Source organism: uncultured Thiodictyon sp. (genome assembly GCF_903828115.1).
Lineage (GTDB): Bacteria > Pseudomonadota > Gammaproteobacteria > Chromatiales > Chromatiaceae > Thiodictyon.
The window spans coordinates 1-23283 of the sequence record NZ_CAIKKU010000882.1 but is presented as its reverse complement, the minus strand read 5'-3'; the positions used below and the strand labels follow the sequence as shown (position 1 = coordinate 23283).

Annotated in this window: 21 protein-coding genes; 11 read left to right on the top strand and 10 right to left on the bottom strand. The window is 64.4% G+C overall.

Annotation, left to right across the window (positions count from 1 at the left end; genetic code table 11):
- Window positions 1-10: 10 nt before the first annotated feature.
- The 5 genes from QZY48_RS33220 (at window position 11) to QZY48_RS33200 (ending at window position 4625) form a co-directional block, all read left to right on the top strand.
- Window positions 11-976 carry a type II secretion system F family protein gene (locus QZY48_RS33220; RefSeq protein WP_295438852.1) on the top strand — a complete coding sequence of 322 codons (966 nt, stop codon included), beginning with the start codon at window positions 11-13 and terminating at the stop codon, window positions 974-976.
- Window positions 977-1150: 174 nt separating this feature from the next.
- Window positions 1151-2095, top strand: coding sequence for a tetratricopeptide repeat protein (locus tag QZY48_RS33215; RefSeq protein WP_295438850.1), 945 nt, complete (start codon window positions 1151-1153; stop codon window positions 2093-2095).
- Window positions 2096-2156: 61 nt separating this feature from the next.
- On the top strand, window positions 2157-2636 hold the full coding sequence (locus QZY48_RS33210; RefSeq protein WP_295438849.1) for a TadE family protein: 480 nt from the start codon (window positions 2157-2159) through the stop codon (window positions 2634-2636).
- Between the two features lie 54 nt (window positions 2637-2690).
- On the top strand, window positions 2691-3296 hold the full coding sequence (locus QZY48_RS33205; protein WP_295438847.1) for a TadE family protein: 606 nt from the start codon (window positions 2691-2693) through the stop codon (window positions 3294-3296).
- 45 nt (window positions 3297-3341) lie between these two features.
- Window positions 3342-4625, top strand: a complete 1284-nt coding sequence (locus QZY48_RS33200; RefSeq protein ID WP_295438845.1) for a vWA domain-containing protein — start codon at window positions 3342-3344, stop codon at window positions 4623-4625.
- Between the two features lie 709 nt (window positions 4626-5334).
- On the opposite strand, the gene yecR is transcribed toward QZY48_RS33200, so the two are convergent.
- Complete coding sequence (gene yecR / locus QZY48_RS33195) at window positions 5335-5661, bottom strand: YecR family lipoprotein (protein WP_295438843.1); 327 nt, start codon at window positions 5659-5661, stop codon at window positions 5335-5337.
- An 875-nt stretch (window positions 5662-6536) separates the two neighbouring features.
- Here yecR and QZY48_RS35220 point away from each other — a divergent pair.
- The 5 genes from QZY48_RS35220 to QZY48_RS33180 all read left to right on the top strand — a co-directional run bounded on the left by QZY48_RS35220 (window position 6537) and on the right by QZY48_RS33180 (window position 9225).
- Window positions 6537-6764 carry a hypothetical protein gene (locus QZY48_RS35220; RefSeq protein ID WP_366929830.1) on the top strand — a complete coding sequence of 76 codons (228 nt, stop codon included), beginning with the start codon at window positions 6537-6539 and terminating at the stop codon, window positions 6762-6764.
- Window positions 6749-6922, top strand: a complete 174-nt coding sequence (locus tag QZY48_RS35215) for a hypothetical protein (protein ID WP_366929829.1) — start codon at window positions 6749-6751, stop codon at window positions 6920-6922. The genes QZY48_RS35220 and QZY48_RS35215 overlap by 16 nt, the downstream gene beginning before the upstream one ends.
- Before the next feature lie 4 nt (window positions 6923-6926).
- Complete coding sequence (locus tag QZY48_RS35210) at window positions 6927-7472, top strand: HD domain-containing phosphohydrolase (protein ID WP_366929828.1); 546 nt, start codon at window positions 6927-6929, stop codon at window positions 7470-7472.
- The gene (locus QZY48_RS33185) at window positions 7469-7915 is read left to right on the top strand and encodes a histidine phosphatase family protein (protein ID WP_295438841.1); all 447 of its coding nucleotides are present in this window, start codon (window positions 7469-7471) and stop codon (window positions 7913-7915) included. Before QZY48_RS35210 ends, QZY48_RS33185 begins: the two co-directional genes overlap by 4 nt.
- A gap of 185 nt (window positions 7916-8100) precedes the next feature.
- A complete protein-coding gene (locus QZY48_RS33180) occupies window positions 8101-9225 on the top strand; it encodes a histidine kinase dimerization/phospho-acceptor domain-containing protein (RefSeq protein WP_295438839.1) in 1125 nt (374 codons plus the stop codon).
- A gap of 155 nt (window positions 9226-9380) precedes the next feature.
- Here the strand turns inward: QZY48_RS33180 and QZY48_RS33175 are convergent, their stop codons facing one another.
- The 6 genes from QZY48_RS33175 to QZY48_RS33155 all read right to left on the bottom strand — a co-directional run bounded on the left by QZY48_RS33175 (window position 9381) and on the right by QZY48_RS33155 (window position 17202).
- Complete coding sequence (locus tag QZY48_RS33175; RefSeq protein ID WP_295438837.1) at window positions 9381-10199, bottom strand: DUF4118 domain-containing protein; 819 nt, start codon at window positions 10197-10199, stop codon at window positions 9381-9383.
- A 63-nt stretch (window positions 10200-10262) separates the two neighbouring features.
- Window positions 10263-10412: a hypothetical protein gene (locus QZY48_RS35205; RefSeq protein WP_366929831.1), complete on the bottom strand. Its 150-nt coding sequence runs from the start codon at window positions 10410-10412 to the stop codon at window positions 10263-10265.
- A gap of 26 nt (window positions 10413-10438) precedes the next feature.
- Complete coding sequence (locus QZY48_RS33170; protein WP_295438836.1) at window positions 10439-12298, bottom strand: L,D-transpeptidase family protein; 1860 nt, start codon at window positions 12296-12298, stop codon at window positions 10439-10441.
- Between the two features lie 97 nt (window positions 12299-12395).
- Window positions 12396-13886, bottom strand: coding sequence for a SpoVR family protein (locus QZY48_RS33165; protein WP_295438833.1), 1491 nt, complete (start codon window positions 13884-13886; stop codon window positions 12396-12398).
- Entirely contained in the window at window positions 13883-15154 is a 1272-nt protein-coding gene (locus tag QZY48_RS33160) for a YeaH/YhbH family protein (RefSeq protein WP_295438831.1), read from the bottom strand. Before QZY48_RS33160 ends, QZY48_RS33165 begins: the two co-directional genes overlap by 4 nt.
- Before the next feature lie 125 nt (window positions 15155-15279).
- Complete coding sequence (locus tag QZY48_RS33155) at window positions 15280-17202, bottom strand: PrkA family serine protein kinase (protein ID WP_295438829.1); 1923 nt, start codon at window positions 17200-17202, stop codon at window positions 15280-15282.
- 637 nt (window positions 17203-17839) lie between these two features.
- Between QZY48_RS33155 and QZY48_RS33150 the strand changes: the two genes are divergently transcribed.
- Entirely contained in the window at window positions 17840-18673 is an 834-nt protein-coding gene (locus tag QZY48_RS33150) for a hypothetical protein (RefSeq protein ID WP_295438828.1), read from the top strand.
- Here QZY48_RS33150 and QZY48_RS33145 read toward each other — a convergent pair.
- The 3 genes from QZY48_RS33145 to QZY48_RS33135 all read right to left on the bottom strand — a co-directional run bounded on the left by QZY48_RS33145 (window position 18654) and on the right by QZY48_RS33135 (window position 22900).
- Window positions 18654-21023, bottom strand: a complete 2370-nt coding sequence (locus tag QZY48_RS33145) for an arylsulfatase (RefSeq protein WP_295438827.1) — start codon at window positions 21021-21023, stop codon at window positions 18654-18656. The two genes, QZY48_RS33150 and QZY48_RS33145, sit on opposite strands and share 20 nt — an antisense overlap.
- A gap of 175 nt (window positions 21024-21198) precedes the next feature.
- Window positions 21199-21690 carry a hypothetical protein gene (locus QZY48_RS33140; protein ID WP_295438825.1) on the bottom strand — a complete coding sequence of 164 codons (492 nt, stop codon included), beginning with the start codon at window positions 21688-21690 and terminating at the stop codon, window positions 21199-21201.
- Entirely contained in the window at window positions 21677-22900 is a 1224-nt protein-coding gene (locus QZY48_RS33135) for a hypothetical protein (RefSeq protein ID WP_295438823.1), read from the bottom strand. The genes QZY48_RS33140 and QZY48_RS33135 overlap by 14 nt, the downstream gene beginning before the upstream one ends.
- Between the last annotated feature and the right edge of the window lie 383 nt (window positions 22901-23283).

The following is a 23283-nucleotide window of genomic DNA, read 5'->3' as shown; positions in this document are numbered from 1 at the left end:
AGCGGCGTATATGGACTGGATCACCACCATCACTGCCTGGCTGGACAGCCTCTCGGACGACCCCGAGCGCTTGCGGCTCATCTATGCCACGCTGATCGGGGGAGCGGTGTTCCTCGTCGTCCTGGCCGTCGCTGCCCTGGTGAACGGCCTTTCCGATCCGATGCGCAAGCGGGTGCTTTCGATTTCTGAGACGCCGCGCGGTCCGCTCGCCCGCAAGAACCTGTCACCTAGTGCCATTGCGTCACTCGGTGACTTGCTCGTGCCGAAGGGAGATAGCAGGCGCAATAAGACCGCGGCCTTGCTGCGGCATGCCGATTGGCGCACCGAGGGTGCGATCCGGGTTTTCTACGGGGTTAAACTCGCCGCGATGGTGCTTACACCCCTGCTGGTATTGGGGGTGCTGAACGTCGCGCTGGCCATGCCCCTCGACGTGGTCCTGCCCTATGCCCTGGTTGCCGCCGGCGTTGGCTACATTGCCCCTGACCTGCTACTAGCCTGGTTCGCACGACGGCGTCAGGAACGCCTGCGGCGCGGCCTACCAGACGCCATGGACCTTCTGGTGGTCTGCTCCGAGGCCGGCCTGAGTCTCAGCGCAAGTATACAGCGGGTCGCGAGTGAGCTCTCTATTCCGCACCCGGATCTGGCCGACGAACTCGCCCAGTTCCCGCTGCAGACCCGCGCCGGGATGGACAGCCGCGCGGCGCTGAAGGACTTGGAGGAGCGCACCGGGCTCGAGGACATCCAGTCCCTGGTCACCACGCTGCTGCAGGGCATGCGTTTCGGCACCAGCATTGCCGACACCCTGCGCATCTATTCCGACGAGCTGCGGGATAAACGCCTGCAGCGCGCCCAAGAGCAAGCGGCCCGGGTCGGCACCCTGATGTTGCTCCCCCTGATGTTGTGCATCATGCCGAGCTTTTTCCTGGTGGTGCTCGGGCCCGCCGTCCTGGGCGCCCTCGCCGCGCTCTCGCGCTAGGCGCTTGACAGGTCACCGATCCCGACACTTGAGGTGTGGCGCCCAAGGCCTCCGCCTTGGCGGCGTCGGACAAGCGAACCGCAGAGAACCCGGGGCGGTTCGCCTTCCGGCCCCTGAGTGCCACGCAGTTACACCAAACACGCTCACCCGCTTCAGCTCGAGGATGATCCGCCAATGACCTGCCCCAACACTCCGCCCAGCCTTCGCCGTGCCACCGCTCTCGCCTTAACGGCAATCCTGGTTGGCTGCACCACACCCGCCGCCAAGGTCACCACCGGCCTGGGTCAGCACAACGCCCTCTACGACGGCAAGTCGGCGGTCGCGTTCAGCACCCAACTGCCCGTGACATCCGCCACCGAGGCGATACAGCGCGGCGATCTCGCCGTCTCCAGCGGTGACATGGACAAGGGGCTGTTCGAGTACGTCCGCGCCTTGGACCTTGAGGAAGGCAATCCCCAGGCGCTCGCCAAGATCGGCCAGATCCATTTTATCCGCGGCAATCAGCGGCTCGCGGAGATCGCCTTCCGCTGGTCGTTACAGAAAGACCCGCGCAACCAGGGCGCCCTCACCGGACTCGGCATCCTCCTGTTGAAAAGGCGCGACTACGCGCAGGCCAAGCAGCACCTGGAACAGGCCGTGCGCATCGACGACCGTCTTTGGCACGCCCACAACGCGCTCGGCATCATCGCCGACCTGGAACACGACTACGCCAATGCCCAGCACCACTACGGGCAGGCCCTGGCGGGCGCCCCGGGCTCGGCCTCCCTGCTCAATAACCTGGGCTACTCGCGCTACCTGGCGGGCAACGCGAAGGGCGCCATCGCAGCCTTCCGCGAGGCCCTGCTCGCGGACCCCAACTATCCGCTGGCTTGGCGAAATCTGGCCTTGGTCTATACTCGAGAGGGACGCTACACGGATGCGGTCGATGCGCTGGCCAAGGTGCAGGATCTGCCTAAGGCGTACAACGATGTGGGCTATCTCGCAATGATCGGGGGCAAGCTGGACAACGCCGAGGGCCTCTTCGATGAAGCCAAGCGTCTGTCAGCGGATTTCTACACCCTGGCGGATACCAATCAGCGCCGGGTGGCGATCATGCAGGGGCGCGCCGCCGCGCCTTGAGGGGCCTCACCGCACCCAGATCCTACCAATAACCAGGAGCCATCACCTCGAGAGACGCAAGATGAGAACACCCCTTAATCGGTCAGGCAGCCAAGGCGCGACGATCATCGAGTTTGCGTTCGTGGCGCCGCTTTTTTTCTTTCTCGTCTTTGCGACGATTGAATTCGGAAGGTATTTTTTTGTCCAGCACACGGTCCAGTATGCAACCCGGGAGGGAACCAGACTCGCCCTCGTCGGCCTACACCCGGACATCGACGGCAAACCCATGACCAGGGAAGCCACGATCATCAAGAAAATCCGGGATTCAGCCGACATCGCTGTCAAGCCGGATGAACTGCAGATCAGCATCTACCCCGTCGGGGCTGATTATACCGATCCAACCGGGTGGGAAACAACGGTCAACGCTGGTCAGGGCGGCGACTACATGCGGGTGCGCGTCCAGTACAAATACTACTTCATGATGCCTTTCATCAAGGGTTTCTTCCCAACGGGTGTGACTGTGATTACGGCGTCGGCCCTGTATAGAAACGAGCTGTTTTGAACCAAGTTGTGGTATGTGCCGTGCTCTGCTTGCGCTGTCGACCGGAGGTTACCTATGAAAGACTCGCTACCCAGGTTGATCAAACGGTATAACCGGCGCGAGCCTTGTGGCGAAAGCGGCATCGCGGCCGTGGAGTTCGTGATCATCCTCCCCCTGATGCTCATCGTCCTCGTCTTGATCGTTGATTTCGCGAGGCTCTTTGATGCGAGGTTCGTGATCACCAACTTGGCGCGCGAAGGTGCGAGCCTGAGTTCCCGCGACCTCAAGTCCCCCACGGAACTCATCACGCTGCTTCAGGAAGGGGCGAAACCGCTGGACCTTCTGACATCAGGAAGGATCTACATCTCGAAAATCACCGCCGGCGCAACTAGCACGAACCCCAAACCCGTCATTGCCTCACAGAACGACAGCGGCTCCCTCGGGGCCGCCAGTTCAATAAAATCGACCTCTTCGACCCTGGGTTTATCCGCCACCATGTATGACCACCTGGTGTTCAATGCCGCAAACAAGACGGCCGATATCAGCGGAGTAACCGTCGTCGAGGTCTTTTACAAGTACATGCCAATCACCCCGCTTTCAAGGTTGATCCCCGGGCTTCTCACGGGCAACGGGGGCGGCATCATCATCAACAGCAAGGCGGTGTTCCTAAGCACCCAGTAAGGTGTTCTGATGAAAGCGACATCCAGTCGAAGAGCGCACCGCGTCATGGAAATCACGCCTGAAAACCAGAAGGGCGCCATATCGATGCTCTATATGTTCATATTGCCCGTGCTCCTTGGTTTCGGCGCCCTGGCCATCGACGTGGCGTCTTGGTACGCAGTAAGGGCCGAACTCTCGAAAAGCGTGGATGCAGCCGCGTTCGCGGGCGCGGCAAGCATAGCGAGCGACCAGGCCACGACGCTGGCCGAGGATTTCGGGAGAGAGAATTTCCCGTCGGGGCTCTTGGGGACCAAGGTATCGGCGACCTTCAACGCGACATTGGGAGACCATACCATACGTGTCACCGGTTCCGTGCCCGCCCCCACTTATCTGGCCAGAATTCTGGGAATCAACCAGATTGCCTTGTCAAACGCCGGCGCTGCCAAGAAAAACAAGGTCGAGATCATGCTGGTGCTTGATCGATCGGGATCGATGAGTGGCACCCCCATAACGAACTTGAAGACCGCCGCTAAGAGCTTCGTCTCATTCTTCAAGGACACCGAGGCCGAAGACAAGATGGGGCTCATCAGCTTTGCCACGGGCGTGACGATTAATCTGGCCTTGGGAACCAATTACGTCGCCCCCATGACAACGGCCATAACCAATATGAGCGCCAACGGAGGAACCAACGCCGAGGATGCCGTGGCGGCGGCTGGCGGGGCTTCTGGGCTCCCCGACCAGAGCGGGATTCCAGTGGACAAGAGAATTCAGCAGTTTCTCATTTTCTTCTCCGATGGAAATCCCACTGCCTTCAGAGGTACGTTCAAGTACAACGGCACCGATTATGACGCCGTGGCCTTGGGTACCGGCACCAATTGCGACGCCGTCTACACATCCATGGGATATCCCGGATATCCAGATACAGTACGTTATTATAACACTTCCACCCTGTCACCGACCCCGACCGGGGATGGAAATCGCACCAGCGGAACGCCACTTACGGCCTGCACCAATAACGGAAGATATCTCAACGCTTATTGGCATGTATTCTCCGATAGTAAATACGGAATCGCCAATCCGACTCAGTGCCGGAGGACGACAGCCCAGCTGTCATTCCTGCCGGCTTACATCTGCAGCACGGCTGAGCAGATGGTCATTGACCATGCCCAGGAGCTCAAAAACAAATATGTAAAGATCTATACCATCGGCCTCGGAAGCACTATCGACAAGACCCTCCTTTCTAAGTTAGCAAGCGGCCCCACGTACCAATACTACACACCCACGTCAGACCAATTGCAGGCTATTTTTAAAACGATCGCCAAAGATATTAAGCTACGCTTGGTCGAGTAGGCGAGGAGGAATGAGATGATCCTTTTATTAAAGGATAAGGAGTAAACGCGGACTGGCGCGCGCACTTCGGCTACCCGCTGCTGTTACTGGAGACGTTCGTCGATCCGCGGTGTTTCCGCGGGACCATTTACCCTAGAAAGGGCAGCTCTCACGCCAAGCCGCTAACTGGCGTTATGTGGGCGACACGCGTGGCTTTCGCCGGCCGGCTACTACAGCGTCGCGCCCAAGGCGGCCAAGCGCGCTTTGTCCGGCCCTTGCACGGCCACGCTCAAGCCCGGCTGTCGCGCCCCATCCTCAACAATGCGCCCTAGATCATCGCCCACCAGCGGGCGATACTTAGCCACGGCACGTGCAGCGCACGCCCCGGGGTGCAGCACTGGGGAAGACTGTGGCGGTCGCGACCAGTGCCGTACCTGCTCAACGGCACTGATCGTGTAGACCATGGCGCGGCCCTTATAACCGCCAGCGCGGGTTGCCGTTGGACTTGAGCGCTTCCCCCCTCGGCTACCAGGAAGTGGGCCTCGTCGGCTCTGCGCCGGGGAAGGACCCGGCGCAGAGCCGCAGCCACGCCGCCGCAGGGCCATCCACCCTCGCTTTCCCCGTCGGTCTCCCACCCCCTTCCTCCCCCAGCAACCGACCAGTCTTCGCCAACTATCCGCAGGTTTGGGTCGCCATCGACATCTGCGTGGTGAGATAAGAAACAGCCGGATCAGGGCTTGGACGCGCGCGTGCACTGATATGAGGCGGTGACGCGCCATCTCAGGCAGAGGTCATTCGGGTTTTGTTCCAGGCACTGAGACTTGAAACCAATAAACAACTCAGCGGGCAAATAACCCCAAGCCTTACACCTCTCGCGCGCCGCCGCGCGGCCTGGTTGAAAATTAACCGATGGGTTATCCCGCGCGGGATATTCATATGAGAGTTCAACCACCCCCTCAGCCTGGCTGCCGCCAGTTAGTTGAGCAGTTTGCGATGTTTGACAAGCCGCTAGCGCAGCCATGCCGAGGGCGCCTAACATCAAAATGACTTTCTTCATTTGGCTCTCCGTCGTGTGGGGGCGAATCGCGCGGGTTACCTAACTTCACTTGGTAACGCGAGCCCAAGAAGCGCTGCTTCCCGCGGTCGGCCCCCGCCTTTTCGCCCCCCCGATGCGGCAAGCAGGAATTTCCAGGGGCTGGGTTACCAAGCCGGCGCTTGGTAACCCAGCAGCCGAGCGGGTCGGTTATGCACAACAAGCCCCGCCGAAGTTTCAAAAAAAGTAAAATTCAACATACGGATTCTTCTGCGAATTCTTACCATACGGATTCTTCTGCTGATGCGGAACAGCAGTATGAGAACCCTGGCCGCAACCAACCGAATCGTCGGGGATTTGAGGCCCGCCGTTTCAACACCAGTAAAATACAACATACTGATTCTTCTGCGGATTCTTGCCATGCGGATTCTTCTGCGGATTCCCAGCATACGATTTCGCCTCATGGGGCAAATTGTGTGATACCACACATTACCCAGTAATTTTCAGGGGCGATGGCGAAGATAGACGACAGGGCCAGCGCACATAAACGTCTGCCTCAGATGGAAATTACCGCAAAATAGAGACAAATCTGGTTAGGGGCCTGCTTGTCTGCAAGCCTGCGCAAGCACTTTTCCTCCCTATTTCCGTGCCTGTAACGCAGCCTTGGCCCCCGCGGCCGTGGATGCGGACCTGAAACATCATGATCGTGTCCCCTCTTCTTGTTTGTGGTACGCAATGATGCCGGGCACTATGTAACAGTCGCACCGACCTTGCACCAAAAAATTTTCGCGGCGCACCCGGGACCCCAACCGGTCCCGGGCCACGCTGCCCCCATCGACCACCGATCCACCGGACGCCGAGGCCTCCCGGGCGGCGCCCGCCAGCATAGCAGGCAGGCCATGACCGCACGCGATGCAGATGAGACGGCGCCGGTCCCGGCCCTGAAGCAGACCATCCTGATCGTCGATGACACGCCGCAAAATCTGACGCTGCTCGGTGAGTTACTGCTGCCCCTGTACCGCGTCCGCGCGGCCAACTCGGGCGCGCGGGCGCTGCGCGCGACCGCCGGCCAGGCGCCCGACCTGATCCTGCTCGACGGCTGGAGCGCGAGGTGGCGCGGCGCCTGAGCGAAAACCTGCTGGTCCAGGATCTCAGCGTGCGCGCCCTGGCCTGTCTGGGCGAGACCCGCGACAACGAGACCGGCCAGCACATCGTGCGCACCCCGGGCTATGTCGAGGTGCTCGCCCGGCACCTGGCCCCCCCCCCCCCACCCACGCTTCCATGAGGCCTTGGCCGGGGCGCGCCTGGGGATGATCGTGCAGGCCGCGCCGCTGCACGACATCGGCAAGGTCGGCGTACCCGACGCCACGCTGCTGAAACCAGGCCGCCTCACCAGCGCGGAATTCGAGATCATGAAGCTGCACCCTAGCATCGGCGCCAACGCCATCGACAAGGCGATGCGCCAGGCGCTCGCCGCGGCGGACGACGCCGCCGCCACACTGGCGGCCGGCGCCTTCGCCTTCATGGAGGTCGCCCGCGAAATTTCACTCAACCATCACGAAAAATGGGACGGCAGCGGCTATCCGGCGGGACTCGCCGGGGACGCCATCCCGGTGTCGGCACGGCTGATGGCGCTCGCCGACGTCTTTGACGCACTGCTGACACGCCGCGTCTACAAGGCGCCGCTGACCCTGGAGCAGACCACGCGGATCATCCGCGATGGGCGCGGCACCCATTTCGACCCGGACGTGGTCGACGCCTTCCTGGCGTGTCGCGAACAGTTCAGCGAGATCGCCGCACGCTACGTCGACCCCGAACCGGACCCGACCACATGAGCAAGCGGGGCCTTTACATCGCGTTCCTGGTACTCGCGGCAGTCGCCGCGGCACCGGCATCGACACATGCCGCTGACGCGAACACCGCCCCCGGTGCTGCCGCTACACCCAGCTTCAGCGAGATCACCGCCACCCGGGCCACCCTCGAACAATTGCGCGCCGGCGGTTTCGTGCTCTACCTGCGCCACGGCAGGACCGACAATTCCCACCCGGACCGGGTGCCGAGTGTCGACTTGAACGACTGTACCACCCAGCGCCCCCTCAGCGCCGAGGGCCGCGCGGACTCCGCCCGGGTCGGCGCGGCGCTGCGCCAGGCGCGCATCCCCATCGGCGATGTCCACGTCAGCCCGCTGTGCCGCGCCAAGGACAGCGCGGCGGCGGCCCTCGGCCCGGCGCAACCCTACGTCATCGACAACGACCGCTGGTCAGACCTCCTGGACTGACCCATTGCCGCCATGCGCCTGCGCCCATCCAAGCTCTCCCCCCTCCTGGTGCTGTATTTTCTGCCGGTCGCCCTGCCACGGAGGACTTTGACGCCTATCGCCAACTCATCACCCAGGCGACCGACCTCGCCGCCATCGACCCGGCGGGCGCAGTGCGGTCGGCCGACCAGACCGCAAACCGCTATATGGCACTGTCCGAGCTCCAGACCATCAGCCGCAACGCGGGCAGCGTCTTGCGAGACATCGCGCAATCGGTACTCGCCTTCCGGCAGACGATCCTCGCCCGCGCGGCCGTCCAATATGACCTGGGCGAGCGCATGAAGGAGATGGCCTGCCTTTACGACGTGTTCCGGATCACCGAGCGCCCCGACCTCGAACTCACCGCCGTACTGGAGGCGGTCGCCCGGCGCCTGCCGGCGGCCATGCGCTATCCGACCATCGCCAACGCCCACATCGACTATGCGGGCATCCGCTACGGGAGCGCCGCACACCAACTCGGCACCGGTCATCTTGCATGCCCCACCGGTGAGACACTCACCGTCACCTTCGACACGACCCCGGACCAACCAAGCCAAGTCGCCGTCACCTATCTATCCCCCCTTCCCGCCGACGCCGGCGCGCCCTTCCTGCCGGAAGAGCACCAACTCCTCGACACGATCGCCACCCGCCTGGCCAGCACCATCGCGCAGCGCCAGGCCGCCGCCACCCAGGCCGATGACCGGGCACTGCTCACCGCCATCGTCGATCAGGCACCCAACGCCATCGAACTGGTCGACCCCCAGACGCTGCGCTACATCCGCGCCAACCTGGCGAGCGCGCGGATGCTCGGCTACACGCGCGGGGAGCAGTTGGTCGCCGAGCGGACCGCCGAGCTGATGACGGCCAAGGACCTGGCCGAGGCCGCCAACCGGAGCAAGAGCGCGTTTCTCGCCAATATGAGCCATGAGATCCGCACCCCGATGAATGCCATCATCGGGCTGACGCACCTGCTCACCCGCGAGACCGACAATCCCCGCCACCAGGACCGGCTCGCGAAGATTGCCGCCGCCGCCGCGCACCTGCTCACCATCATCAACGATATCCTCGATCTGTCGAAGATCAAGGCGGGCAGGCTGGAACTGGAGCACAGGGACTTCGCGCCCGAGCGCATCGTCACCGACGTCTGCAACCTCATCCGCGACAAGATCGCGGACAAGGACATCGAGCTGGTGGTCAATCTGCGCGGCCTGCCGCCGCTGCTGCACGGCGATGGCCTGCGCCTGGGGCAGATCCTGCTCAACTTTGCGAGTAACGCCGTCCCGACCCTATGACCGCCGCCGTGGCGGCGACGCACTGGCCCGCCGCGACCCGGCTCGCCGACACCCTCAAGGCACCACCGCCCAGGCGCAGTTGCAGCAAGCCGCCGCCAACCACGGCATCGGGCTCAGTGGGCCGAGGGGACGGGAGCGCTCGCCGCGCGGCGCGCTCAACGCGTGCCCGCCGTCGGGTCGTCGCGAAACACGAGCACCACGCCCACCAGGCTGCCATCCGCCAAGCGCACGGGTGCCCCGCTGCCCTGGATGGGCCGTTCCCGAGAGTCCCGGGCGATCAGGAGGGTATCCGCGTCAAGTCCCACGCGCTCGCCGGTGGCAAGCACCTGCCGCGCCGGGTCGAAGATGGGTACGCGGGTCTGTCCATGCAGGATCCGCAAGACCGCCGGGAGCGCGCGCCCCGCCGCCTCCGCGTCGCGCCAGCCCGTCACCTGCTCGGCCCGGGCGTTGAGCGAGGTCACCCGCCCCTGCTGGTCGGTGGCGATGACGGCGTCGCCGACGCTGGCCAGAATCGCGGATTGGAGTGCCTGCCCCTCCTGCGCCTGGCGCTGCGCGCGCTCCAGTCGTTCGCTCAGCACGCGCAGCAGTAACCCATAGGCGGCCAGCGCCCGTGCGTCCTCCGCCCGCCGACGGGCGCGATGCAGACCCTCGGTGAGCACGCTGATCAGCACCCCAACGGCGACCAGAATCCCCAACTGGACCTTGTCGATGGGGGCGCTGATCCCGAAGCCGGCGGGTTCGAAGATCACCAGATCAGCCCCAAGAGCAGCCACCAGGGTCGCCACGATGCCGGGGCCGATCCCCCCCAAAACGGCACTCAGTGTGATAGGCAGGACGAACAGGATGATCAGCGGGCGTTGGGCCATCAACGAGGTCAGGTGTGCCCGTACCAGCAGGACCGCCAAGGTCGCAGCCAGTGCCAGTGCGTAGGCGGCCCAGCGGGACGGGCGGGGCCAGCGGTGGAACGCTGTCATTGGGTTACTCGGCTTGCCGGATTGGCTCCGCGGGACCGGGGCCTTTTGGCCCCGCGCGCAATCCTACATCCTAAACCCTGAGGCCGGAGCCGCAAAGGCCAACGGGTGATCGGCCAGATGGGTCTCCCGCAACCGGTCGCCGGTCATGTAGATGAAGGGGTTGTAGGGGCCGGAACCGAGCGTGTCGCGGGTGAGTGCGTCCTTGAAGTCAATGCTCAGGGCACTTCCATCACGCGGTACTAGAGGCGGGTGGGCGGCGCACCGGTCTCAGGGATGCTCGACGCGGGCGTGGGGGGCAGGTCAAGGTTCAGGCCCCGCGCAGGGCGCGCGCCCTGGGTTAGGGTGACACCCGGTTCCGGACCCGCGGGCGGTGCCGGTTGGTTCCCGGGGACCGGCGCGGGCGTTTGGGTCCCGCCAGGCCGCTCCGGACCAGCGGTCTGCACCGCCTCCGGGTCCACCAGGGGCGACGGCGCGGCGAAGCCGATCCGCAGTTCACTCGGCGGGCCATTGAGGGCGCGACGCAGGGCCGGGTCCCTCCCATAAATATCAGGACGGAACTCGAGCCTGCCGTTCTCATCCGCCTTGGCGGTCAGGTAATAAAGCAGCACGGGGAGCCGATCCTCGAGCACGACGTAGCGGGTCTTGTTGGAGGCCACCACGCGGCCGATTTCGTGCTGGTCCCATGCCGGACGCTTCAGATTCAGGATCACCTCAGCCAGTTTCAGGGGATTCTGCACCCGCACGCAGCCGTGGCTGTAGGCGCGTACCGACTGGCTGAAGAGTCCCTTGCTTTGGGTGTCATGCAGATAGACCGCCTGGTCGTTCGGAAAGATGAATTTGACGCGCCCCAGGGCGTTGGTCGGACCGGGCGGCTGGACGATGCTGACCCGCCGGTAATCGGCGACATTGGAGCCGCCCGCCGCCCGCCCGGTGCGCCGGTCCAAGACCTTGAATTTAGATGAAACGCCACGCATCTTTTTCTGGATCGACGGGGGCACGGTCCAGGTCGGATTGAACACCACATGTTCCATCTCGTCCCGGAAGCTCGGCGTTTGCGCCTCCCGGGTACCGACGACCACACGGGTACTCCAATCGATCTGGCCAGCGCGCACCACATGGGCCATGAAGCCCCCGACGTCCACTAAGACATAGTCGCCGGGCAGATCGTCGTAGAGCCAGCGCATCCGCTCCAGGTTCATGCGAATCTGCTCGACCTTGCCGCCGGCAAGCGGTTGGTTGAGCGCGGCCACCGTCCCCGCGCCCAGTGCCCCATCCGCGGGCAGGGCAAAGCGCCGCTGGAACCTGATCAGGGCCTCGCGCAGTTCCGGGTCGAACAGGTCCGGATCATCCGGCGCCGCGGGCCCGTACTCGCCGTGGGCACGCAGGTGCTCGCGCACTGAGCCCACCCGCGGGTCGCGGTTGCCCTGCACCAGTCTTCGCCCCGCGGGGATCGGCGCCAGGGTGCGTAACGGGTCGGCGGGCCCGCCATGCTCGCGCAGCGCCCGCTTCAGATTGTTGTAGAAAAAGGGCTGATGGGCGAGTTCACCCAGCGCGGACCGGGCATCCTCGGCCGCCACCACGCGCTCCATAGAGTCGATCAAGGTCCGCGCGGGGACGGCCCCGCGATGATTCCAGGCGCGATTGACGGCGACCGGGTCCAGGCGTCCGAAGCGGATGTGAAAACTGTAGCGCAGCAGGGCGTCGCTCAACTGGAGGTCCGCACCCAGGCGCTGCGCCGCCGTCATGGACAGCAGCGCGTCCGGCTTGCTGAGCCGGCGCAGCACGGCAAGATGGTAATCGGCGGGGTCCAGACCATCGGCCGGGCTCGCCTCGACCGTGCTCAGCAAGGCCCCGACCCGCTGCGCGCTGTCCCAGGCCGGACGGAAGCCGCGGGCGGCATAGAATTCCGCCAAGAAGCGTCCGGATTCAAGCGGCACGCCGCCGATGGACACGGGACCCAGGTCACGAATGGACTCAAGCGTCGCCCGCAGGAGGGGGTCCGCAGCCGCATCGCTGCCCGCCGCCGACCGCTGGGGGAGGCCCAGAGACAGCAGGGCCAGGGGGAGCAACAGGTGCCCGAAGAAGCGAAACCAAGCCATCTCCGTCTCCCGCAAAGGCTTCAGACTCAAAAAAGGCAGCACAATTCTAGCGTCTGCCGACGCCCAATTCTAACCGGATTTCCGCTGGTCCGTGAAGTTATACCTCGCCAACCAAGTGGACGCGCCCCTGCTCGTCGATGGCCTCCATCCGCACCGTGAACCCCCACAGCCGCCGGACATGGCGCAGCACCTCGTCGGCGGACGCGGCCAGGGGACGCCGGTTGTGCCGGAAATGGCGCAACAGCAGCGACCGATCACCGCGCCGATCGACACTGTAGACCTGGATGTTGGGCTCCCGGGTGCCGAGATTGTACTGCTCAGCCAGAGACTGGCGCAGCGCCCGGTAGCCGCGCTCCTCGTGGATCGCGGTGACCGCGATGGTCTCCTCCCGGTCGTCGTCGCGTACCGCGAACAGGTGCAATTCCCTGATCAGGTGCGGGGACAGGTACTGGGCGATGAAGCTCTCGTCCTTGAAGTTGCGCATCGCAAAATCCAGCACCTTGAGCCAATCCCCGCCGGCGATGTCCGGAAACCAATCGCGGTCCTCCGCGGTCGGCGACTCACAGATGCGCCGGATGTCGCGCATCATCGCGAAACCCAGGGCATAGGGATTGATGCCGTTGTAGTAGGGTGCGTCGAACGGTGGCTGAAACACCACCCCGGTATGCGATTGGAGAAACTCCAGCATGAACCCGTCGCTGACGAAACCCTCGTCGTAGAGGCGATTGATCAGGGTGAAATGCCAGAAGGTCGCCCACCCCTCATTCATCACCTGGGTCTGGCGCTGCGGATAGAAATACTGGCTGACCTTGCGCACGATCCGCACGATCTCGCGCTGCCAGGGCTCCAGCAGGGGGGCGTTCTTTTCAATGAAATAGAGCAGATTTTCCTGCGGCTCCAGGGGCCACCGGGAGTCACCCTGCGCCGCCCCGTCGACGTCATGGGTCGGAATGGTCCGCCACAGGTCGTTGACCTGGGACTGGAGATAGTCCGCGCGCTCGCCCTGGCGGCGCTGCTCCTCGGCGAGCGAGAGCGGGGCCGGCCGCTTGTAGCGATCCACCCCATGATTCATGAGGGCGTGACAGGAATCGAGCAGCAGTTCCACCTCCGCCTCGCCATAGCGCTCCTCGCAGCTGGCGATATACTTGCGGGCAAACACCAAGTAATCGATGATGGCGTCGGCGCTGGTCCAGGCACGGAACAGGTAATTGCCCTTGAAGAAACTGTTGTGGCCGTAACAGGCGTGCGCGATAACCAGGGCCTGCATCGGCAGCGTATTCTCTTCCATGAGATAGGCAATGCAGGGGTCGGAGTTGATCACAATCTCATAGGCGAGCCCCATCTGGCCGCGGCGATAGGTCTGCTCGGTACTGACGAACTGCTTGCCGAACGACCAGTGATTATAGTTGATGGGGAGTCCGACCGAGGAATAGGCGTCGATCATCTGCTCGGAGCCGATCACCTCGATCTGGTTGGCGTAGGTGTCGAGCCCGTAGACGTTGTGGGCGAGCGTGCCAAGCTCGCGGTCGAAGCGCTCCAACAGCGCAAAGGTCCACTCGGAGGAGTCCGAGATGATTCGACTGGTCATGCCGCCTGCCTCTTGAACAGATCCCGGAACACGGGGAAGATATCGTCGGCCCCGGCGATCTCGCGCATCGCAAAATGCGGGTGGGCCGCGGCCACCTCCTGGTAGGCATACCAGAGGCTCTGGTGCTGGCGTGGGGTGATCTCCACATAGGCGAAGTAGCGCATCAGCGGCAGCAGTTTGGCGCCCAGCAGGTCACGGCACACCGCGGAGTCCGAGTCCCAGTTGTCGCCGTCCGAGGCTTGGGCGGCATAGATATTCCAGACGCTGGAATCATAACGCTCGCGCAGCACCTCATAGGTCAGTTCGAGGGCGCTCGAGACCACGGTGCCGCCGGTCTCGCGGGAATAGAAAAACTCCTGCTCGTCGACCTCCTGGGCCACCGTGTGGTGGCGGATGAAGACCACCTCGATGCGATCGTAGTTGCGCTTGAGGAACAGGTACAACAGGATGAAGAACCGCTTGGCCAGGTTTTTGCGCACCTGGTCCATGGACCCGGACACGTCCATGATACAGACCATCACCGCCTTGCTGGTCGGCTCGGGCTGCTTGACGAAGCCCTGATAGCGCAAGTCGAAGGTATCGATGAACGGCAGCGCCGCGATGCGCGCGCGCTGCCGCTCGATCTCCTCGTGCAGAGCCAGGACGCGAATGTCATCCAAGGCCGCCCCCGCGGCGAGCAGCGACGCCAGTTCCTCTTCCAACTCACGGATGCGGGCGCGGTAGGGACCGCCCAAGGCCGTGCGCCGCGCAATGGCGCCCTTCAGCGAGCGGACCACATCGATGTTGGCGGGCGCCCCATCGGTGCGGTAACCGGCGCGGATGGTCTTGAATTCGGTGCTGCCCAGCAACTGATTGCGCACCAGATTGGGTAGTTCCAGGTCGTCGAAGAGCAGATCCATGAACTCCTCACGGGAGAGGTCGAAGATGAATTCATCCTCCCCCTTGCCGCCCTTCCCGGCCTTGCCCGGGCCGGACCCGCCGCCGGCACCGCCCGGCGGCCGCTCGATCTGATCCCCGCTCATGAAATCCCGGTTACCGGGGTGGACCATGTCCCGGGTACCGCCGGACCCGTGGTGGAAAACCGGCTCGGAGATGTCGCGCGAGGGGATCCCGACCTGCTCACCGGAGTCGATATCGGTGATGCTGCGCTTGTTCACCGCATCGGCCACCGCGCGCTTGAGCTGCGTCTTATAGCGCTTGATGAAGCGCGCGCGGTTGACCGCACTCTTGTTCTTGCCGTTCAGACGCCTGTCGATGAAATGAGACATGGGGTGATCCTGCTCCGACACCTGCTGGCCCGACCAGGTCGGGCGCGTCATCCGTACCGCCGCGCGGGGCGGGGGCCGGGACGCCGGCTGCGCCGCTCCCGGACCGCCCGCCGAGCACGCCGCACCTATTGCGCCTTGCGCACCCGCAGGTACCACTCCGACAGCAGACGCACCTGCTTGGCGGTGTAGCCCTTGTCGGTCATGCGGTCGACGAACTGATCATGCTTCTTTTGGTCGTCCACTGAGGCCTTGGCATTGAAGGAAATCACCGGCAGCAGTTCCTCGGTATTGGAGAACATCTTCTTTTCGATCACCACGCGCAGCTTTTCGTAGCTGGTCCAGCGGGGATTGGCACCACCATTGTTGGCGCGCGCCCGCAACACGAAGTTGACGATCTCGTTGCGGAAGTCCTTGGGGTTGGAAATGCCGGCCGGCTTTTCGATCTTCTCCAACTCTTCATTCAAGCCGCCGCGATTCATCATCTCGCCGGTATCGGGATCACGATATTCCTGATCCTGGATCCAGTAGTCGGCATAGGTCACGTAGCGGTCGAAGATGTTTTGACCATACTCGGCGTAGGACTCCAGGTAGGCGGTCTGCAACTCCTTGCCGATGAATTCCGCGTAGCGCGGCGCCAGATACTGCTTGAGGTAGCTGAAGTAGCGCTCCTGGGTTTCGGGGGGCAGTTGTTCGCGGGCGATCTGCTTCTCCAGCACATAGAGCAGGTGGACCGGATTGGCCGCCACCTCGGTGTGGTCGAAGTTGAACACCTGAGACAGGATCTTGAAGGCGAAGCGGGTCGAGATCCCGGTCATGCCCTCGTCCACCCCCGCGTAGTCGCGATACTCATGCACCGATTTGGCCTTGGGATCGGTGTCCTTGAGGTTCTCGCCGTCATAGACCCGCATCTTGGAGAAGATATTTGAATTCTCGGGCTCCTTGATGCGGGTCAGCGCCGAGAACTGGGCCATCATCTCCAGGGTCCCGGGGGCGCAGGGGGCGGCGGCGAGCGAGCTGTTGCGCAGCAGCTTGGCGTAAATCTGCACCTCATCGCTGACCCGCAGGCAGTAAGGCACCTTGACGATGAAGACGCGGTCGAGGAAGGCTTCGTTGTTCTTGTTGTTGCGGAAGGTCTGCCACTCCGATTCATTGGAATGGGCGAGGATGATGCCCTGAAACGGCAGGGCCGAGAGTCCCTCGGTGCCGTTGTAATTTCCCTCCTGGGTGGCGGTCAGTAAGGGGTGCAGCACCTTGATCGGCGCCTTGAACATCTCGACGAATTCCATGATGCCCTGGTTGGAACGGCACAGGGCGCCGGAATAGCTGTAGGCATCCGCGTCGTGTTGGGCGAAGCGCTCCAACTGACGGATATCGACCTTGCCCACCAAGGATGAGATGTCCTGGTTGTTCTCGTCGCCCGGCTCAGTCTTAGCGATGGCGACCTGCTCCAGGATCGAGGGGTAGAGCTTGACCACCTTGAACTGGGTGATATCACCCTTGTATTCCTGGAGACGCTTCACCGCCCACGGGGACATGATGCCGCGCACATAGCGGGCGGGGATACCGTAGTCCTCTTCCAGGATCGGGCCGTCCTCTTCCGCCGAAAACAGGCCCAACGGCGACTCAAACACCGGGGAGCCCTGGATGGCATAGAAGGGCACCTCCTGCATCAACTCCTTTAGCTTCTCCGCCAGCGATGACTTGCCGCCGCCCACCGGACCGAGCAGGTACAGGATCTGTTTCTTTTCTTCCAGGCCCTGGGCCGAATGCCGCAGATAGGAGACGAGCTGCTCGATGGACTCCTCCATCCCATAGAACTCCGGAAAGGCCGGATAGCGCCGCAGCACCTTGTTCTGAAAGATGCGGCTCAAACGCGGGTCGTCGCGCGTATCCACCAGGCGCGGCTCACCGATGGCCAGCAGCAACCGCTCCGCCGCCCCGGCATAGGCACTGCGGTCGGATTTGCACAGGTGCAGATAGTCGTCCAGGCTCATGACCTCCTCGCGGGACGCCTCGTACCGGGCCTGGTAACGCTCGAAGATCGACATACGCTTAACCTCGCTCGAAAGCTGCTCTCGCCCGCCGGGCCGGCGCACCGACAACCGGGGGCATGATTGTTCAATTGTTCGGGGCACACCGCGAAAAGACAAGGCTTGCCGGAAAATAAGCAATAACCACGCCAGAACGTCAGGGGCCGCTCCGACCAAGCCGGGACGCGGACCACCAGCGGGACGCACTGCCGCCGGGCCGCACGCCAGGTGCGTGCGCCTGACCACCCCGGTGCGGCGCTCGGCCCAGCCCGTGCCGTGCCCACGGCTACGGCGGCGTTAGAACACAACCCCGCCGACAGGTTCAGCCCGACCGCAGGGATACCGCGCCGGGCCGTGCCGTGCCGCCGGTCGCGCCGCGGGCCAGGCGGCAGATCAAACCCGAGGCCCGCAGACAAGGTACGCAGACAGGCGATGGAGAGTACCAACAAGACGATGCGCCTCGCCAGCGGTTACTCCGCCGCCGCGCTTTTGTAATAATGCCGCCCGCGACAGCCAGGCCGCACCGGCACGCCCAGCGGTTCGCCATGGGCGCCGCGCCCCTGACTGAGGCACCCTGACCCCGCACGAACGCAGGGCCACCGCAAAGCCCCCCGCGACCGCGGGGCAACCGCAGGCGCTTAAGAGCACCGCCACCTTGGATTATCTGGTTACCGATCCGGCCCGAATCATCGCCCTGCGCTCCCTGGCGGAGGGCCGTTGGCACCTCGTAGCGGGGCCGGCCCTGGACCTGCGCCGGACCTTCATCGACACCTTCGACTGGGCAGTGTACCGCGCCGACGCGACCCTGCAATGGAGCCACACCCCGCCCCACTCGCGGCTGATCTGGAACGGTCTTACCGCACCGGGTGGGGACCTCGCGCAGCGCGCGCCCACCGCGCCGGCCTTTGCGGCCGACCTGCCGCCCGGACCCGTGCGCAAGCGGCTGCTGCGGACCGCGCAGCACCGCCGCCTGCTACCCGTGATGCGCATCGACACCCGAACGCACCGCCTCCTGGTAAAGGACGCGGACCACCAGACGGTCGCGCGGCGGCGACTCGCGCAATCGCGCTTCCATGACCCGCGCGGCGGCGACGGCGACCTGGATGTCTACCTGCTCGAATTCGACGCCTATCAAGGGGCGCTACCCCCGGCCCTGCGCCCGGACCTGGAACCCCTGCGCACCATGATCGAGCAACTGAAGGTCCTGCTCGACAACCTGGGCGGCTTTCAGGACCGGGCGGTGCAGGCCGCCCACCTGCGTGACCTGGCGCAGCGCATGAGTGACGAGGACCAGGCCGCGAGCAACACCCTGCTCGCGGTGGGCGCGGTCGTCGGCAACCTGTTGAGCCGCCAGCAGCAGGCCCGCGGTGAGTTCGACCAGGTCTTCGACGCCTTCCTGGACGGACAACGGCGGCCGCGCCGCGAGCGCCTGTTCAACCCCGCCCCGGCGGACGGTGAAGCGACTGTCGCTACTTCAGGGAGACCTTGACCGCGTCGATGGTCCCGTCGAAGGCGAAGGGCCGTCGATCGAAATAATCGAGCGAAACCGGTGAACCCAGATCAGTACCCACATCGAAGGTTTCGCTCGCCGTGAAGGCGGCCGGGACTGTGCGCTTGACCGTGGTACGACCGACCTCCCGGCCATCGACGCTGAGTACCACCTCCGCCGGGGCGCCGGGCTTGGCAATCGTCGTGTCCACGTCGATCCGGTGTCTGCCGGCCAACAACTTCTGCGCCGAACGCGCCGTATAGCGCTCGATGATCATCATGTTGTACTCATAGACCAAATGGCCCTGGTCCATATAGAGCGTCAAGCCGCCGGAGGCGCCGCCAAGGGCATAGAGTACACCCGTTGCGTTCGGCCCCAGCACGGCCTCGATGCTGACCTGATTACTCTCACGGCCGAGGCCCGGCGCCGTGAATTCCGGCATGCGCGTCGTGGTCGCGTCGAATTGCCAACTGGTATAGGGCGTCGTGATGCGGTCCTCGGGATGCAGGCGCAACCAGATGCCGGCGCCGATGGGAAATACCTTGTTCTCGCGCGCTTGCTCAAGGAACAGCGCCTTCATCTCCCCCAGCCGCTCGGGCTCCTGCGCGGCCAGGTTCGCGGCCTGTGAGAAGTCGGTCTTGAGGTTGTAAAGCTCCCAGCGATCCTGGTTCGCATCCCAGGTCGCAAGCCCCGGACTGAGGGTGAGCCAGGGGGTCAGCGGACCAAAGGTACAGGCAAACCAGCCGTCCTGATAAAGGCCGCGGCTGCCGTTGTTGTCGAAATACTGGGTGAGCTTGCGGCCGGGGGCCTGGGGATCGGCGAAGGTGTAGACCATGCTGGTACCGTCGATCGGGTCCTGCGTGAAGCCGGCCACTACCCGCGGCGGCACTATCTGCAGGAGGTCATAGATCGTCGGCACTATGTCATTGACGTGGTGGAATTGCGGGCGCGGCGTCCGATCGGGCTGGATGCGCGCCGGCCAGGAGACGGCCAGTGGATTGCGGGTGCCGCCGAAGTGCGAGGCGATCAGCTTGGTGTACTGAAACGGCGTATCGCCCGCCCAGGCCCAGCCGGCGTGATAGATGTTGTCCACCTTGGGGCCGCCCAGTGCGTCCAGGCCGCCGAGTTGATCCAGGGCCGCGAGCTGCTGTGCAATGGTATTGGGGATCTGGTTCTGCGCCAACAGCTCGCTGATGCTCCCCTGCTGGCCCTCCGCGCTCGCTCCGTTGTCACCGAAGACATAGAAGACGATAGTATTGTCACGCAGGCCCAGGCGCTCCAACTCGTCGATGACCCGGCCAGCCTGGGTGTCGACGTGCTCCACAAACCCGGCGAATACCTCCATCAATCGCCGCTGGAATGGACGCTCGGACTCTGGAATGTCTGCCCAGGCCGCCATGCTATCCGTCCGCGGCGTGAGCTGCGTTGCCGCGGGAATCCAGCCCAGCGCCTTTTGTTGCGCGAAGGTCCGCTCGCGCAGTTCATCCCAGCCGGTGTCGAAGTGGCCCTTATACTTGTCCGCCCACTCTTTGAAGATATGGTGCGGGCCGTGTCCGGCACCGGGCGCCCAATACACAAAGAACGGCTTGTCGGGGGCAAAGGCGCGGTGCTTGCGAAGCCATTTGATCGTCTGCTCGGCCAGGTCTTCGCTCAGGTGATATCTCGGGTCGTGGGGCGGCTCGACCGTATTGAAGTTCTCGACCAGCCGCGGCTCCCATTGGGAGGTCTCGCCGGCCAGGAAGCCATAGAAATAGCCGAAGCCGATCCCCTCGCCGGTCGGCCAGAGGGTGAAGGGACCCATGGCCGTGGTCTGGGTGGCGGGGGTGTTGTGCCACTTGCCGAAGGCGGCGGTCGCATAGCCATAGTCGCCGAGCACCTTGGCGAGCGTGGCCGAGGTCCGCGGGATCTCGCCCGTATAGCCGTCCCAATCCACCGCGCGTTCGGCAATGGTCCCCGAGCCCACCCGCTGGTGGTTGCGCCCGGTCAGCAGCGCCGCCCGGGTCGGTGAGCAGATCGCGGTGGTATGGAAGGCGTTGTAGCTGATACCCGCATTGGCGATGCGCGAGAGGGTCGGCGTATGGATGGGGCCGCCGTAGGTATCAGGCAGGCCGAAACCCACGTCATCGAGCAGGATGATAAGGATATTGGGCGCATCCGCGGGCAGGTGGTTCGGCGCCGCCCGGCGGACCATCGTCGATTCCTGGAGGGTCGGGGCGGCGACGCTCGCCGAAGGGGTCGGCGGGAAGGGCAGCACCGAGCCGTCGTCCGGGGTCGCGGTCGGGGTTGCCGCCTGGCTCGCAGGGGGCACGAGGCCGCACAGGACCGCCAGCAACAGGGTCTTGATCTTCATCGCGCTCGCATCTCCGGCAACTGGGGGTTGGCCGATGTCGGCCCGGTGTGACGGTCAACTTAGCCCGGCACCGTTGGCCTGTCTATCCGTTTGGCGCAGCCGTCTCGAGGTGCGGCGTGACGAACAACTCCTCCTTCAGGGCGGTTACTGCCCCGTCATCGCAAATCATCCGGTCTCAGTCGGCCAGCGGCACCCGGTAGATCTGCTGCATGCTGTCCTGCGGGAAGACCGCAGAGGCGGCCGCGCCTTCGATGTAGAGCACCCGCCCGTCGGGGCAGCCCGCGATATCATCGCGCGCCTCGACCTCGAGCTTGTCCGCCTGGCCGAGAGCGTTCAGGTCCACGAGGTTCACGAAGCGCAGGGTCAGGACCCCGCAGGGCTCTCCACGCCAGGTCACCGGCTGCTCGAGGGAGCCGGCGTAGCGCACCGTCAGCGCGCAGGCCGGCTCGCCGTTCACCGGGCTGTCCTGCCGGTCCAGAATCGCAGAGCCCGTGGCGGACTCGGGTTTCGGGTCGATGCGGCCGGACGACCAAGCACCCGCTACCACCTGGCTGGTCGGCGGGTCTGCCGCGGCCTGATCGGCCCCCGGCCCAGCCGGTCGGCCACAGGCCGCCGACAGCGCCGCGGCGAGGCAGATCAAGGCCAAGGGCTCTTTACGACGGGTCATATTCCACATGCAGATGGTTGTTCGCCGCGTTCATGAAGACCTCGAAGATCACGTCGTAGTCCGGGCCCAACCGCTGTGCCACGTTGTCGCGGAAGGTCTGTCCCACCGCGACCTTGATGTTGTTGCCGCGGAAGTCGAGCGCCCGATTCTTGAAATGCGCCGACCCCTGCATATGGTTGCTGTCGTTGCCGGAAGTGATGACCGCCTTGGGCAGGCCCAGTTCCTGGACCGCGTCGGCCACGGCGATGATCACGGCCTCCATTTTGGGATGCAGTTTGCCGATCTTGACCGAGCCACTCTTCACATCCACCCCGTGAGCTGCCGCCACGGCATTGCCGTCGATGACTACGCCGGACGGCTCCGCCGCGGCCCCCGGCGCGGAGGCGGGCTTGGACGCCGGTGCGCCGTCGTACATCGCGAGCGCCTTGGCGAGTTCCTTGGGGTAGCGATTCTTGGTGATGGAGATCAGTTGGTCGCGCTCGCCCTGGGAGTTCTTGTTCTTCGCCACCGCCAGTACGTAGGCGGTACGCGCCTGGTAGATTTCTTTGATAAGCTTGCGGTCATAGCCTGCGGCGCCCCGCGCAAGGTCGCGATCCATCGCATCGATCGCGTCGATCAGGATGTTCGCGGCGCCCCCGTGCTGAACCGCCACCGACCAGACCGCATCGCGCACCGCAGCGTGTCGCCCATCGAGGTCCAACCCCTTGCGGTCGGCCACCGCGGCGACCACCCGCCGGTAATGGGTACGTTCGATGAACGCATGCTGGGCATCGCGGAACCGGTCGGGCTCGCGGGCGGCGATGGCCTTCCAGGCGGTCGAGAAGCCCGGCGTACCGGGCTTGTGTGCGCCAAACTCGGTGGCCCAGGGCTTGCCCTCGGCCTTGACGAAGGCAGCGGCGGTGCCGGCCTTGCTGGCCAACTGATAGACGCCGTAAGACACGCCACCCGGATCGTTCTGGCCTCCGGAGACGGTTCCAGGTCCCCGGCCGCCGCTTTCAAACTCCTCCGACAGGGCCCCCAGCCGGTGCGCCGACGACCCGCTGGCGGAACCCTGCGGTGGTTTGGCGACGGGCTTCGGCACCGATGGTTCGGCGGGCGCGACGGCCGCTTCGGCGCGGTCGCAGGCCCGGTCGAGAGCCTCGACCTCCGCCGGTTCAAAGCTCCTGCCCAACAATACCCTGACCGCATCGAATATCGGCTTTCTGTTCACGTTCCCCTCCAGAATTAGTGGTCAACGGGACGCCCAAACCCGCACCGAGGGCCGGGCCCGGCGCGGTGGTAAAGACGCCGGGCCGAGGTCTCGGACCCTGGCCCCCAGGCCGGGGCGTGGGCAGCGGGAATCCGAACGGCGCAACGGTACTCCCGCCGGGCCTGGTGATGCAACAGTCATTCGGCATTGGACAACGCTACTTTGCCTATATCCCGGCGGGACGGGGCATTCGCCCCGTTCCGAACGTTGACACTGGTGGCGAATCCGCCCCGGCCTCGGCGCCGCCCCGATCCCGTCAGCCGGCGCCTCGACGGCAACGATTCGGCACTGCCCGGTGTCCAATCAGCATGAGTTGCACAGCACCGATTCGGAGGCCTCCCATG